Origin of the sequence: Microcoleus sp. B4-C1 (assembly GCF_036705285.1) — a bacterium.
Taxonomy (GTDB): domain Bacteria; phylum Cyanobacteriota; class Cyanobacteriia; order Cyanobacteriales; family Microcoleaceae; genus Microcoleus.
Window position 1 is genome coordinate 1 of the sequence record NZ_JAUBUC010000040.1, and the last position, 13857, is coordinate 13857.

The following is a 13857-nucleotide window of genomic DNA, read 5'->3' on the forward strand; positions in this document are numbered from 1 at the left end:
GCCCGTCCTTTTTGGACGGGCGGGACGCCCATCCCACAATAACAATTAAAATTGTAAGTTATTTAATTCGCGATCCTTACCATTGGGGTTGACTTTCTATCAAAAGTGTGGCTGCGATGCTGTCTATCGGCTTTGAGAAAAAGTATCCTTGTCCGTATTCGCATTGCAGCGCTCTAAGTAAATTAAGCTGTTCGCTGGTTTCGATGCCTTCAGCAATTACATCCATGCCTAAATGACTGGCTAAAATTAAAATAGTCTGTACAATCGCTTCGTTTCCTTCATCTTCAGTCATGCGGCTGACAAAAGCTCGATCGATTTTTAAAGCATCAGTTGGAAAAGTGTGCAGGCGGCTCAAAGAAGAATAGCCAGTGCCGAAATCGTCAATATATAATTGAATTTGTAAATTTTTCAATTCCGCGAGGATAGCCACTGCTGATTCGGCATTCTCCATGATGACGCCTTCAGTAATTTCTACCTTTAAAGTGCGGGGGTCAAGCTGAGTTTCTTGTAAAATGTCGCGAATGCGATCGATTAAATCCGGTTGTTTAAATTGTTGGTTAGAAAGGTTGACGCTGACAGTCAACGGCGGATTTTCGGGGAATTTTTGGTGCCACTCGTGGATCTGATGGCAAGCCGATCGCATCATCCACCAGCCAATAGGTATAATCAATCTAGTTTCTTCAGCTACTAAAATAAACTCGCCAGGAGCTACGACACCCCGCTGCGGGTGATACCACCGCAGCAGCGCTTCAAAACCGCTGATTCTACCAGTAACAAGAGAGACGATAGGCTGATAGTAAAGCTGAAATTCCTGGGAGTCTAAAGCGCGTCGCAGGTCGTTTTCCAGTTGCAAAAGGGCGACGGCGCGAGTGTGCATACTTAAGTCAAAAACTTCGTGGCGAGCTTTGCCCAATCCCTTAGCATGATACATGGCCGCATCTGCATCTCGGAGCAGTTCTTCAGGCCGATCGTACAACATTGGGAACGGGACATTGGGAACAGGAGAGTCGGAAGATAAGCAAGACAAAGAAGTTTCCCGATCGATATTTCCCAAATTTTCGGGACTCGACAGTTTGCTGGTTTCCCTTGGATATCGAGGCAAACCAGAACAAACAATCCCAATGCTAGCACTGGTAAAAACTTGATATTCGTTAAGGTAAAAAGGCTCTGCCAGTTCCGCTTGCACTCGTTCGGCAATCTGGATCGCATCCTCGGTGCTTTTGATATTTTCCAGCAAAATAGCGAATTCGTCGCCACCAAGACGCGCAACGGTATCTCCAGCGCGCAAACAGATTCCCAGGCGCTGCGCGATCGCGATGAGCAACCGATCGCCCACTAAATGCCCCAAACTGTCGTTAACAACCTTAAAGCGATCAAGATCGATAAACAGCACCGCAAACAAAATTTCGGGGCGGCGTTTGGAAAGATCGATCGCGTGCCCCAAGCGATCCATAAATAAAGCTCGGTTGGGCAAACCGGTTAGCATATCGTGCAAAGCATCGTGTACCAACTTATCTTCTGCTATTTTGCGGAGGGTAATATCTTCGACAGTGCCTTCGTAGTAAAGTAAATTTCCGTCAGGATCGCGAACTGCCCGGCCGTTCTCGGAAACCCAGATAGTAGTGCCGTCAGCGCGGTAAACTTGGGACTCGAACTCAGACACAAAACCGTGTTTTTCGATCGCGCGCAAAAACTCGACACGGCGGTTGGGATCGAGGTAGAGTTGGCTGTCGATGTTGCGTATGTTCGCGATCAAGTCGGCGGCCGAGGAATAGCCGTAAATTCTCGCCAAAGCAGGGTTAGCGCTGAGGTAGCGTCCGTCGGGCGTTGTCTGGAAAATGCCTTCGATCGCATTTTCAAAAATACTGCGGTATTTCTCTTCGGCCTGTTGCAGCGCGAATTCTGCCTGCTTGCGATCGGTGATATCGGTCAACGTGCCGAGATAGCCTAGAACTTCCCCGCTTTTGGTAATTTCTGGCACTGCTTGCCAAAATACCCAGGTTGTCAACTCACCGTTGCAAAAGCGGTACTCTAACTTACATGGCAACTTGTCTATGACAGCGCGATACCACTGGCTCAAAACACGCTCGCGGTCTTCGGGATGCAAACTTTGCGCCCAACCTTCGCCGAGTGCCTTTGGCGCAGTCAGTCCCGCCATCTCCAAAAATCGCTCATTGACGTACAAGCAATCTCCAGCAGCATCGGCGCGGAAAATCCCGACCGGCAGTATTTTTGCCAAGGTGTAATAGCGATATTCGCTTTCTAGCAACGCGCTGGCAGCTACTTTAGTCTCTGTGATGTCAAACATTGCGCCTTGAAGGATGACAGACTTGCTTGCTTCATCGCGAACTGCGGTAGCTTGATCGCGGAACCAGACGACTCGACCGTTGCGGGCGATCGCGCGGTATTCTGAAACCAGCGACCCCTCGCAGAAGATATCTTCTCCATCGCTGAATTTCTGTGTAGCGTTTTCAACTAACACGCGGTCACGGTCTTCTGGGTGAACGAGTTTCAGCCACAGGTCGGGATCGGCTCTCCATTCAGATACAGAATAACCCAGAAAAGTCTCGATTTGCGGGCTGATGTAAAGTTTGGCAGCCTTGCGGTTGAGGGGAGAAATGTAGGTGACAGCGGGCATTTGTTCTACCAGGGCGCAGTATTTCGCTTCTACAGTGGACAGTGCTGCTTCTAGGCGCTGCCGCTCTAATTCAGCGGCTGCCCGTCCGGCAAAGATACTGAGAATTAATCGGAATTTGGCAAGATGTGCTTCCACCAGGGGTCGATCGTGAAAAATACAAATAATCCCTAAAGGTTCGCCGTAAGAGTTTTTCAGCAAGACTCCCAGGAAACTGCGCGCACCCGTAACTACCGGTCTGCGGTCTTCTGGAAAGGTTTCCCCGAGGTAGTCTGGACAGGAATACATTCCCTCCTCCAGCACCCGCGCTTCGGGAGTATTGGCAGTGTCGCACTCAAAATTTGGCTGCTGCTGTCCGTCGCTCCAAAAACTGATAACTTGCAATCTATCGGCAGCAGCATCGGTGCGTGCCTTCGACTTAATCGATTTGGCAGCGACGGCGGTGCGAACTCCGAGTGCTGAAGCTAAGTGGCACACTAAGGCATCAAAGAATTCTGCTCCCCCCGGCGAATCAGTACCTGCTAGGATTTCGCCCAGCAAATCTTCCTCTAATTGCGCGAAAGCATTAACTTTGGGAGGATTCTCGGCATTCGGGCGATCGGGATTTTGCCCCATCGAACCCGCAATGCTCAGACTTAGCGTTTTGCTATTTCCAGGCCCCAGAATAGGCGAAGAATTCACACTTAGGCGCTGTTGCTTAGCCAAGAATACAGCGCGACCCATACCTAAAACTTTACCCAAGAAGCTGTCAGTTGCCGGCCACAGATTTGAGTTGGGAAAAATCAAAAAGTTTTTCCGCATTTTCAATCCCGCAGATAAATCGTCGGGTTTTAATTCTGCCAACTGCCGTTGCTCTTTGGCTAGCGGTAGACTAGAAGGCCTTCGGTGCCACTTGAGATAAATCGCGGACACCACGGCTAAAGTCGTCAATAATCCCAGAAGATATGCAAGAATCTCAAAGTAAAAAAATAAATCTCGATCGAACATCGATTAGCACCGCTCGACAATTATTGTAGTTATCTGAAGCCAATCTATTTAAAAATAACTAAGTATCGTCACGGATGGGTAACGAATACAAGGTCAGATCGCCCTGAAAGCGACAAGAGAGTTAACAGTTCACAAAAAACCTGGCAATACTTGACATTACCGAACTTTTTGTATTTTTTTTCGTACAGGCTGAAACCGTACAGGTGAAATTGTAAACACATATATACGATTGTGGCACTCCTCTAAGGGGGTGAGTTTACGTTTACTTTTCTAATCATAATTAACGCTGCATTCACATCAGCATTAATCCGACTTTCATTCCAAGACCGAAACCACCCGCGTTTATCGATCTTACCCTGATAAGAGTCTTGCTTACCGACAGGCTCTAAATCCCCTAATCTGCACTTATTTGTATAATATGCTTGTGTAACTATTATGTTGATACCGACTAGCTCAGTTTTGTAAATAATAAACTTTACGATTTCGGTATGAGGAATTACACCCAAAATTTGATGCTTTTTTTGTAATTTTATATTGTGTTTATTTCTCACATTTGTGTCAATAATGAACTGAATTATTTTCCGAGCCACCAACCGCTTGATAATCAAACTGCTGGTTTTATCTTGGTAGTTTTCTAATCGTTTATTTCGTTTAAAGGTGATTTGCTGAATTTGGCGCCTGGTAGATTTTCCCTGCTCAATTTTTGACAGTAAAAATGCTTGGCGCTGATTGAAACATTGATTGATTGATGTGAGATTTTTTTGAGAATCATAAATAGTTGGAATAAATGTTGGCTTATTGGATGCCACAGCTACGAGGCGATCTATCCCTAAATCTATACTTGCTCTAAGGTGGCAATTTAAATTCACCAACGTTACAAGCTTTTGATGGGCAGCCTCAACAAAGTAGAGCGCTGTTGCAGGAACTATTCTTACCTTTATGACATCTTGGGACTTTGTAGAAATTATTATGTCACTTGGAGAGAAATGAAGTAGTCCCTTATTGGAGTCGCTCCCCCTTTTTTTTATGGATTGGTTATCAGAACTGAACAAGTTACCTGTACAGATTCTATGTTTGTATTGGGGGATGCTGGGGAGAAATGAAAATTTAGGTATATTTCGGTCATACGCTATTCTTGATTTTTGGCAATCCTCCCAATCGTGAACAACTTGTTTGAAAACTTGCTTGCTAATATTAGCAGGGAATGAGTGAGAGAAGTCTCTAGGTTTGAAGATGGCAAATAACTGTCTGATAATTTTAGTGCCACCAACTTTAGAACCCGAAGTGAAAAAGTGTGTCCTCATAAATATTTACCACGATCGTAGAGATTTTTGAACAGAAATGATAAGCCATCAAACTGTTTATAAAACTGATGCTGCCGATCTATGTAATGCCTTTCAACAACCCTCATAAATTTTGGGATAAACGAAAAGTTTTTTGTTGCTTTGCTAAGCAATGTACAATAAAGTCTAGGGATTATCTGATCTAGTGTAACACTCATGATGAAAGCGATCGTTTTTCAAACCCCCGGAAGCCCGTCCGTATTGAAAGTGCAAGATATCCCCGCCCCTACTATACAAAGAGAAACTGAAGTTTTGGTGCGGTTGCGAGCGGCGGGTATCAATCCGATAGATACTAAGTTGCGATCGCGCGGCACTTTTTACCCCGATAAAGCTCCTCACGTTTTGGGGTGCGACGGTGCTGGAGTCGTAGAGGCTATCGGTGCTGGTGTGCAAAGTTTCCAAGTGGGAGACGAGGTTTTTTTCTGCAATGGCGGTTTGGGCGGATCGATCGGGACTTATGCTGAGTTTGCCGTTGTAGACGAACGTTTTCTCGCCCTCAAGCCTGCTGCTTTAAGTTTTGCTGAGGCGGCGGCGGCACCGTTAGTTTTAATTACAGCTTGGGAATCGCTGTACGATCGAGGGCGCTTGCAAGCCGGTCAAAAGGTGCTGATTCAAGCTGGTGCCGGCGGTGTCGGCCACGTCGCGATACAGTTGGCGAAGTTGCAGGGTGCAGAGGTTTGCACCACTGTTAGTTCTGAGGAAAAAGCCAATTTTGTCAAGCACCTAGGTGCAGATGCAGTTATTTTATACAAAAATACCAATGTTGTCGATGAGGTTTTGACTTGGACTCAAGGACAAGGAGTTGATTTGGCTTTCGATACAGTCGGGGGAGAAACTTTTTACCAAACTATTCCGACTGTGAAAATTTATGGAGATTTGGTAACAATTTTGGAACCAGATCCGGCTTTGGGCAATTTGAAAACAGCGAGAATGCGGAATCTGAGAATTAGTCTGGAATTAATGTTGACACCGATGCTGGAAGGTTTGGTGGAGGAACAGGAACAGCAGGCTCAGATTTTGCAGAAGTGTGCTCGTTTGTGCGATCGCAACTTGCTAAAAATTCACGTCAGCAAAACTTTCCCTCTCGAAGAAGCGCAAGCCGCTCACGAACTGTTAGAAACAGGATCGGTAACAGGTAAAATAGTGCTTGAAATTGGGGCTTAAAAATGCGGATGCTTAAAATTGCGGCTTGAAGAATCGCGGGCGATCGCAAGAGACTGTTGGCGAATTTAAAAAAGGTGAAACCAAACATCCCATAATCATCCCAGGAAAGCTATAGTAATCCTTGCAGGAGCAGTAAATTTTTTACCCCACCCCAACCCTCCCCTTACCAAGGGGAGGGAGTAATAAATTCACAAATGATGCGAGGATTGCTAAGCTGTTGTACACCTAATTTGACAGTCAATTTTTATACAATTATTGTGGAACGGGCAGGAGATCCCGTCATACTACTCACCATTTGCATAATACAGGTCGTGACGCAATAATTAGTTGGGCGGGGGAATCGCTTTGCCCATCCTATATAGTTTTAGGTTATGATTGAGAATTATTAAACTGCATTTTTCAAAGGAACTTGCTTTGCTGAGGATAAACAATTATGGATAACTTCTAGAGCAACAGCTTTAACTACATTAATACTTACACTATTACCAGTTGATGATAAGCTTTATCATCGTTAGGATGCAAAATAAAACTATCTGAAAAACCTTGTAACCGTGCTGCTTCGCGGGGAGTAATCCTGCGGACTCGGTTATGAGAGTAAACTCCTAATCTATTAGCATCACTGGCAACAATTGTTACCGAAATCTTATGCGGATCGAGAAATTTATAGACTTCAAAGAAAAAGTTACCGGCTACAGGTTTGTGCTGATTGTTGTTCCCTTGCAGGTACTTTTTTGTTACCAAGGAATCCAAAACTTTATCGAGATTGGGATGAGCCACAAAAGTAGCTATTTGCTCTTTAGTTAATAGCTTGTCATCTGGCTCATGCCCAAATTATTTATTTCGCCTTTTCAAAATAAAACTCTTCATCAACTCAATTTTGTCTAAACTGAACTCGCCTCGCAAACCCAGTTCCCAAGAATGAAGAGAAGTGCCACCGCGATAGTCAATTAGTCGCCTACCCGGTACTGGTAAAGTAACTGAGCGTCGGGATTAATTTCGCTGCTTAAGAGGCATTCCGTTCCCAGATTCAAGGAACGAGCGGCGGATTCAAACGCTAATCTCATGCCCCCTCTTCCTGAGAATAAGTCAATAAAACGGATTTTTTTCAGGGCTATTAAGCCGACGGTAAAAACTCATCTTTTCTACTATTTTTCAATCGAGGCAGAGCCTCTAGATATTCATTGGTCTTCGAGGAGATTGCCTTGAGAGTCTTCGAGGAGAGTGACAAGTGCTACAGCAGACTGGGTGTTGAAGCCGATGAGCTGAAACTCTTCGACTATAACTTTTTCTTTGTTGGAGCTTTGCGCTATGCTCGTGACAGCTTCGCGAAGATTTTGCATTGCTGTACTGATGATTTCTTTGGATATCATGTTTTCCTCGGCTTGATTCCCTTTTGGATCGCCAGTTTGTAAGTTATTCATGAGTATATTTTTTCTCCAGAAAAATTGATTGGTATCGACAGCAAAGTCATTCTCAGATGAACCTGTATTTGTAGAGATTCGACTTGGACGAATAGAAATCGCACTAAATCATCCTTCCTCCATGAGTGATCGCTTAACTTTTAAGGCAGTCGCTACAAAAGCGGCGATCGCTGGGAATACTCCTTTAGAGATTAGGCCAAATATCTCTGATGAAAATTACAAAAGCTGTCGCAGTATGCGAGGTATTGAAAACATTAGAACCCGGCGCAAACACAGTATTAGTTTCGTTAACAAGTATACCAATGATTTCGTTAGGGTCGGTTCGGCCTGCAAATATATTACGTTGGACGCTCACTAATCTCTGCATTTCTCTTTGGTTAGGTGGCAGTTGCTCCTGGACATCGTCATTCCAAGGCGTGCCAGTACGATCCCAATTTAGCGAATAGGAAAAGCTATATGTATTGTTATCTATGTCGGATGGTTCAGCGGTATAAACTTGTCCATTAATAGTATCTAATCGCAAAGTTTCTCGACTTTCTTCCCGTACTTCTTGTTGCATGGTCTGTAGTTGATCACCCTGCGGGGAACCACCAAAAAACTGAGGAGTACCACCCGCAAACCAAAAATTACCATTATATGGATTCATATCAGCCTTAATAGGAACGATCATGTATTCACTATTGCATAGAATTACATAGGATTTAGGTCGCTTCTTGCAACGGTTTTTTGCTTTTTTGGCATTGTCACGAATTGTAGTGAACATGATAAATTATCCTGTTTAGTGAACTAGATTGATTTGTGTGAGCATACTCAGTTTTTTTGTTTCTTTCGGTGATAATCGTTCACCTCAGAAGTTAATAGGGGTTAAGGTACTATTCAGCCCAGAAACTTGAGCAAACAGGGCTAAATCATCAAATCGGAATTCCTGAAACCCTAATTCTATGTTATTGAACATGAAGACCCAGACCCTTTTTAGGTACTGGTCTTTTGCTTTTGCGTCATAGGTAAAACCCACCTTCACCAGTTCCAGCTCCAGGGATAACCACTCCCTGGTCACTTGATGAAATGTGACCTATTTCTTCGCCAGACAAACCCCGTAAATGCAAATTCATCCCACCTGGACCATAGGTCAAATCAAAGTTAGCTCTCCAGCCCTGACTCGCAAGCCAGTCAACCCCATAGTTGAGCTTTGCCGTACCTTGCCAAGAACCACCACCAAAAATAGGCGAACTTGGTGTAGAGATATAAGCGTCCCCTCCAAAGGTTGCTAACTTTCCTGTTTGATCCGAGTTCTGAAAATCTACCTTAATATACGTGTGTGCAGGGGGGGGCAATAACTCATACGTTATTGATATCTCTACGTTATAGTTATACTCCACAGGAGAAGGTGGATCAACAGGTGGAGCAGGAGGGGTTGGGATACCTGGGATACCTAAGACCGATCCTATATCTCCTAAATCCTTTGTGGGCCATTTATCAAAAGCACCTTTCAGCACATCTATGGCTCGCTGTATTTGTTGTGAAACCTCATCGGCTTCACGCTCACATTCTTTTTGTTCCTCTTCCTCATCCTCATTATTGTCAGGAGCTCGATCTCGACCTTCTGAAGGATTTTGTCGTGCAAACCCTTCCAGCAAAACATGTGCCTGGAACAAAGTAATCATTGAGAAGAACGGTACAAATACCCAACCAGCCACTCCTCCGATCATCAACCCAACCAGCCCGACCAATCCGGCGACTTTATCCTTGAGATCTGTTAAGACACTTACAGCGTCTGGACTATCTACCCTATATCTTTTTGCGGTTTCCTCTATCTCAATCCACAATCCAATTATTTTATCTTTATCGTCCTTTGAGGTTTCTTCGCCCTCTGTTTTTCCAGCTTCATCGAAAAATTTTGTGATTGCTTCTACCAAACTTGGATCGACAAGCAAGCCTAATCGAGATGTTTCCTTTTCACGTCCTTGTGCTATCTCAGCCGCGAACTCATTTGTGTAGCTTCCGATACGTTCGATGAGCGGGGTGAGTATATCGCTTGGCACAGGTGTCTTCCCACTTGGAGGCAATGCCGGTCTGGTTTCCGGGTTGCCAGAGTTTTGGTAAAGTGCCTTAATGATGCTTTTCCCCTCTTCCCAGATATCATTAGAAAGTTCCCAAATAATCACTCCCTGCGCTCCCACATCCTTTAAGAAATTCAGTTTGCTAACAGCAGTGCCTGGAGTTTCAAAGTAGATATTGTGAGTATACGGGTAATTTCCTGAAGCAGAGATAAAAGGAGGTCTAGGTGTACTTCCCGACACTTTAATATTGCCATTGGCAGCCCTATGAGCATCTGGAAATTGAGCCAGGATATCTTTGTACCGAATCGATTTATACCCTGGAGGAACTTCACCACTCAAGTCATCTGGATCTTTTCCATAGGCAAAATCATAGCCATAGATCGGCACTCCTGCGGCGATCTTGTCTCTGGGTATATTTTGTCCTGCACCCTGCCAGTTCACAAATAACGGATTCGTCCAGTACCAAAGTGTGTCTTCCACTGAAAGAATAGGATTATTTACAATCCCACCACCAGGCCACTCTCCCTGTTGTTCTTCAACATATGACTCCTGATTGCGTATCTTATACAGGGTTGTATGTGGCCCCACTGGAGAACTATTCCAAGATCCAGTAAGATCGTAGGTCATAATTCCCAGCCAATCCACATAATCTGCTAATTTTGGGTCATAGTTATTTCCATACCATGAGGTGCCAAAAATAGCTGCAGAAACCAATTTATCAGGCATAGCTTGCTTTAATTTTTGAGCAAACAAAGTCAAAGCAGATCCAGCCGGATGAGGTCCATCACCTTTTGGTCTTCCTCCCTGATCCTGTTCGCCAGGTTTGCCCCACCAGCACTCTAAATCCAGGTCTACGCCATCTAGATGGTTTGAGTTGACAAAATTGACTACATTTTGTACGGCGCGATTCAGAAGTGGATTATCGGGATTATTTCCTATAGAAGTCATCAAATTGAGGAATCCATAATCAACTGCACCTCCCAGCGCAATTGAGATTCTCGTACCGTTTCGATGTCCGGTGTTGACCACATCTGAGAGGATTGCCTTAACCTCATCCAAAGACTTTGGTTCAAACTCACCGATATTTACCTCACTAAACATGAGAAATGAGACGATGCCGTGTGTGATGTATCGATACATCTCATCATTGGCATAGTTAAATCCCTCTTTCTTTCTCCAAGTAGGAATATAGGCAATGATTTTAGCTTGTGCGGTAGGCGTGTGAGGTGTTTGATCGTACAACTCATCGTAAAACCGCCAACCATTATGATCTGCATCCCCTACCCCTGGTTCTGAAGCCCAGAAGTTGGCATAAAAGATGTTGCCATTGTATTTGACCATCGATCCGGTCGGGTACCCTTCGGGTTTAGCTACCCAGTCAGGAACGTTTGAATAATCTTGAGAGAATCCCATTTTTCAACTCCTTTCGCTAAATAAACTGTTCTACATTTAACTTACAATAAATCTGCCATTAGACATCTCCGATTAGGAGACTAAAACCCTTGCAATGCTTGAGTCAAAATCTAAATTCGGTCGATGTCTAATGAAGATAGATGCCGTTAGAAAACTGATTGACCCATAAAATTTCCTTGAGGACTGTAGCGGCAAACGAGTCTAGCGTTCCCATCACCACCGTCAACAACAGCACATCCTACTTGCGTAGTATTCTTCCAAACCATTTGAGTATAGTGACCGACATCCTGCCAATTGCCAGTATTACTAACATTCGGGAAAGTTCCACTGACAAAATGCTGCTTTTCGTTACCAAAACTCTGAATCATTTGCGTAAAAGAGAACGCCCCTGAAGTACCCATCCAAAGGTTCTCTCCTTCTCCTTCCGCTCCACTATGCTCAAATAATCCGTTAGAACTGAGGTAATTTGCCCACTCTTGAGCATGACTCGCCAAAGTATCAGACCAAGTGAGGGGTGGAACTCCGACTTGCGATCGGTACGAGTTGTGGGCGTTCAGGATCTCTTGCGCCATACCACCGCCTGACGGAGCAGATGGAGTACCTTGTTCGACTTGTTTGAAGGATGAGATCATATCATTCCAGGCGTTGGTGACCCAAGGATATTGACCTGGTGTAAGCTGAAAACTTCGCCCTTGGAAGTTTGCATGCTCAAAAAATTCCCAAGTGCCGGAGTAAACTTTAATTGAGGATATTTTGTCGTTCCAAAAATCCCCAACATAAGAATAGTCCTGATCCAGAGAACCTGATGCGGTTCCAGAGAATTGGGAATCCACAAAAATTTCGACTGACATAATTAACCCTCCAAAATTTTAAAAAGAGTTATTTCTGGCTTCTTCGGGTCAATATAAATCCATTTGCAAGTGTTAGTTGCAGAAGGTCAGTTTGATTGGCTAACCTTCTGCACTCTTAATAACTGCTATTAGCAGTGGTTAGTTTGACAAGCTTTCCAAATCTGTTAAGCAGGAATTTGAAGTTTCTGACCAATTTGCAAACTTGTAGGGGAAACGCCAGGATTTGCACCTGCAATTTTGTTCGCGTTCGCATCGCTACCATCACCATAGTAGGCAAGTGCAAGATTGGAAAATGTATCTCCAGACTCTACAGTATGTTGACAGGGGGGTTGACCTTGTTTACTGGACATATTTTTTTCCTTGAAAGATTATTGACGTAGTTGTGTTAGATAAGTAGTTAGACAGAATTAACTACACAAATACATAAATGCAATCATCCTAAATTAGCGACGGGTGCATCTACTAATTTAGTCTTTCGCCTCACAGCACCTCTTTCAGGACACTTTGGCAGAATTTAGGAGAATTTGTGGCGAGGGCGGGCGATTGACAAAAAAAACCCGGCCAAAATTGGTCGGGAGTTAGATCCCGTCTCTGGATTCAATTTAAATGCGTAGCAGCTTATATACAGCGTATTCCAGGTTTATGAAATACACCTATAGCAATCCTAAATCATTATCAAGACTATGATACAATTATATGCAATACTTGATTGTGACAATAAAAAATGGATAACTTACAACTGCAACAAAAAGATAGAGAAAAAGAAATAGCCCAATTAGAATCTTTCATTAAAAGCGATATCGATGCCAGAGAACTAAAACGAGCAATAGCTGTAAGGATGGCGCTCTCAGGTAAGAGCTACAATGAAATCAGCAAAATTTTAGGTGTAAGTAATTTTTTTATTGGTTATTGGAAAAAACAATTTAAAACCAAAGGCATCGCCGGAATCAAACTAGGACATAAAGGGTCAAAAGGGTATTTAACAGCTCGACAAAATACTGAAGTAATCGAGTGGTTAAAGAATAAAGAATATTGGAATTTAGATGAGTTGGTTACTTATTTAGAGCGAGAATTTGGTGTAACATATAAATCAAAACAGAGTTACTATGAACTTTTCGAGCGGGCGAAAATTAGTTGGAAAAAAACTCAAAAAACCAATCCTAAATTTGATAAAAAACTGGTAAAAAAAAAACGGAAGAAATTAACTATATTTTATTTAAAAACAAGGATGGTATAGAATCTGGGGAAATAATAGTATTGTTTTTAGATGAATGTCATCTACTTCATGGTGATTTAACTGGTTATGTTTGGGGTCAATCAAAAATCAGAATTGAAGTCCCAATTACCAATGAAAAAGATAGACAAACTTATTTTGGCGCCCTCAATTATCAAAGCAAAGAATTCCATATTCAGAGCCATCCATCTGGTGATGGAAAATCAACAGTTAAATTCATAAAATACTTACAAAATAAATATAAAAATCGAAAGATTATCTTGATTTGGGATGGAGCTAGTTATCATAAATATGGCGAATTTAGAGACTTTTTATTAGAACTAAATGGTGACAAAGAACCTGATAATTGGTCAATAACTTGTATTTTATTTGCTCCCAATGCTCCCCAACAGAATCCCGTTGAAGATATTTGGTTACAAGCTAAAAACTTTTTAAGAAAGTATTGGTATTTATGTAGGTCTTTTAAGATTGTCAAATTTTTATTTGAGTTTTTTACTAACGAACATAAATTTGATTTCCCCAAAATACGTCAATATACTTACACAGAGAAAATCATTTAGGATTGCTCTAGATATAGAAAATCATTTAGGATTGCTATAGAATACGCTGTATATCAAATCCGTTGGCATCGGAACGATTCATCTGTCTCTTCCGTTTCTCTGTATTCTCTGCGCCCTCTCCGGTTTAATTCGGTTCTATAAACAAGAGCGAAAACCGCATAGGGAAAATGCCATTGTCGATCGAGAAAC

Annotated in this window: 12 protein-coding genes; 3 read left to right on the forward strand and 9 right to left on the reverse strand. The window is 43.1% G+C overall.

The window, feature by feature from the left end:
• Window positions 1-76 precede the first annotated feature (76 nt).
• Together QUB26_RS17075 and QUB26_RS17080 are read right to left on the reverse strand one after the other, a co-directional pair.
• A complete protein-coding gene (locus QUB26_RS17075) occupies window positions 77-3622 on the reverse strand; it encodes an EAL domain-containing protein (protein WP_333242678.1) in 3546 nt (1181 codons plus the stop codon).
• A gap of 242 nt (window positions 3623-3864) precedes the next feature.
• Window positions 3865-4926: a transposase gene (locus QUB26_RS17080; RefSeq protein WP_333318951.1), complete on the reverse strand. Its 1062-nt coding sequence runs from the start codon at window positions 4924-4926 to the stop codon at window positions 3865-3867.
• A gap of 198 nt (window positions 4927-5124) precedes the next feature.
• Between QUB26_RS17080 and QUB26_RS17085 the strand changes: the two genes are divergently transcribed.
• Complete coding sequence (locus tag QUB26_RS17085; protein ID WP_333318981.1) at window positions 5125-6129, forward strand: zinc-dependent alcohol dehydrogenase family protein; 1005 nt, start codon at window positions 5125-5127, stop codon at window positions 6127-6129.
• 474 nt (window positions 6130-6603) lie between these two features.
• Here the strand turns inward: QUB26_RS17085 and QUB26_RS17090 are convergent, their stop codons facing one another.
• From QUB26_RS17090 to QUB26_RS17120, 7 genes are all read right to left on the reverse strand, one after another.
• Window positions 6604-6906 carry a DNA cytosine methyltransferase gene (locus QUB26_RS17090; protein WP_333318953.1) on the reverse strand — a complete coding sequence of 101 codons (303 nt, stop codon included), beginning with the start codon at window positions 6904-6906 and terminating at the stop codon, window positions 6604-6606.
• A 170-nt stretch (window positions 6907-7076) separates the two neighbouring features.
• On the reverse strand, window positions 7077-7193 hold the full coding sequence (locus QUB26_RS17095; RefSeq protein WP_333233953.1) for a hypothetical protein: 117 nt from the start codon (window positions 7191-7193) through the stop codon (window positions 7077-7079).
• 114 nt (window positions 7194-7307) lie between these two features.
• Window positions 7308-7550, reverse strand: a complete 243-nt coding sequence (locus tag QUB26_RS17100; protein ID WP_333318955.1) for a hypothetical protein — start codon at window positions 7548-7550, stop codon at window positions 7308-7310.
• 184 nt (window positions 7551-7734) lie between these two features.
• Window positions 7735-8313: a hypothetical protein gene (locus QUB26_RS17105; protein ID WP_333318957.1), complete on the reverse strand. Its 579-nt coding sequence runs from the start codon at window positions 8311-8313 to the stop codon at window positions 7735-7737.
• A 235-nt stretch (window positions 8314-8548) separates the two neighbouring features.
• The gene (locus tag QUB26_RS17110; protein WP_333318959.1) at window positions 8549-11023 is read right to left on the reverse strand and encodes a glycoside hydrolase family 18 protein; all 2475 of its coding nucleotides are present in this window, start codon (window positions 11021-11023) and stop codon (window positions 8549-8551) included.
• A 146-nt stretch (window positions 11024-11169) separates the two neighbouring features.
• Window positions 11170-11874 (reverse strand): CAP domain-containing protein, encoded by a 705-nt coding sequence (locus QUB26_RS17115; protein WP_333172742.1) that lies wholly within the window; start codon window positions 11872-11874, stop codon window positions 11170-11172.
• A gap of 164 nt (window positions 11875-12038) precedes the next feature.
• Complete coding sequence (locus QUB26_RS17120) at window positions 12039-12224, reverse strand: LysM domain-containing protein (RefSeq protein ID WP_333138832.1); 186 nt, start codon at window positions 12222-12224, stop codon at window positions 12039-12041.
• A gap of 374 nt (window positions 12225-12598) precedes the next feature.
• Here QUB26_RS17120 and QUB26_RS17125 point away from each other — a divergent pair, with 374 nt between their 5' ends.
• Window positions 12599-13111: a transposase gene (locus tag QUB26_RS17125; RefSeq protein WP_333318961.1), complete on the forward strand. Its 513-nt coding sequence runs from the start codon at window positions 12599-12601 to the stop codon at window positions 13109-13111.
• A gap of 20 nt (window positions 13112-13131) precedes the next feature.
• A complete protein-coding gene (locus QUB26_RS17130; protein ID WP_333318964.1) occupies window positions 13132-13668 on the forward strand; it encodes a transposase in 537 nt (178 codons plus the stop codon).
• Window positions 13669-13857 lie beyond the last annotated feature (189 nt).

Excerpts from the sequence above, each read along its gene's own strand:
- QUB26_RS17075 (WP_333242678.1), bottom strand. The coding sequence starts at position 3,622 with ATGTTCGATCGAGATTTATTTTTTTACTTTGAGATTCTTGCATATCTT.
- QUB26_RS17080 (WP_333318951.1), bottom strand. The coding sequence starts at position 4,926 with ATGAGGACACACTTTTTCACTTCGGGTTCTAAAGTTGGTGGCACTAAA.
- QUB26_RS17085 (WP_333318981.1), top strand. The coding sequence starts at position 5,125 with ATGAAAGCGATCGTTTTTCAAACCCCCGGAAGCCCGTCCGTATTGAAA.
- QUB26_RS17095 (WP_333233953.1), bottom strand. The coding sequence starts at position 7,193 with ATGAGATTAGCGTTTGAATCCGCCGCTCGTTCCTTGAATCTGGGAACG.
- QUB26_RS17100 (WP_333318955.1), bottom strand. The coding sequence starts at position 7,550 with ATGAATAACTTACAAACTGGCGATCCAAAAGGGAATCAAGCCGAGGAA.
- QUB26_RS17105 (WP_333318957.1), bottom strand. The coding sequence starts at position 8,313 with ATGTTCACTACAATTCGTGACAATGCCAAAAAAGCAAAAAACCGTTGC.
- QUB26_RS17110 (WP_333318959.1), bottom strand. The coding sequence starts at position 11,023 with ATGGGATTCTCTCAAGATTATTCAAACGTTCCTGACTGGGTAGCTAAA.
- QUB26_RS17115 (WP_333172742.1), bottom strand. The coding sequence starts at position 11,874 with ATGTCAGTCGAAATTTTTGTGGATTCCCAATTCTCTGGAACCGCATCA.
- QUB26_RS17120 (WP_333138832.1), bottom strand. The coding sequence starts at position 12,224 with ATGTCCAGTAAACAAGGTCAACCCCCCTGTCAACATACTGTAGAGTCT.
- QUB26_RS17125 (WP_333318961.1), top strand. The coding sequence starts at position 12,599 with ATGGATAACTTACAACTGCAACAAAAAGATAGAGAAAAAGAAATAGCC.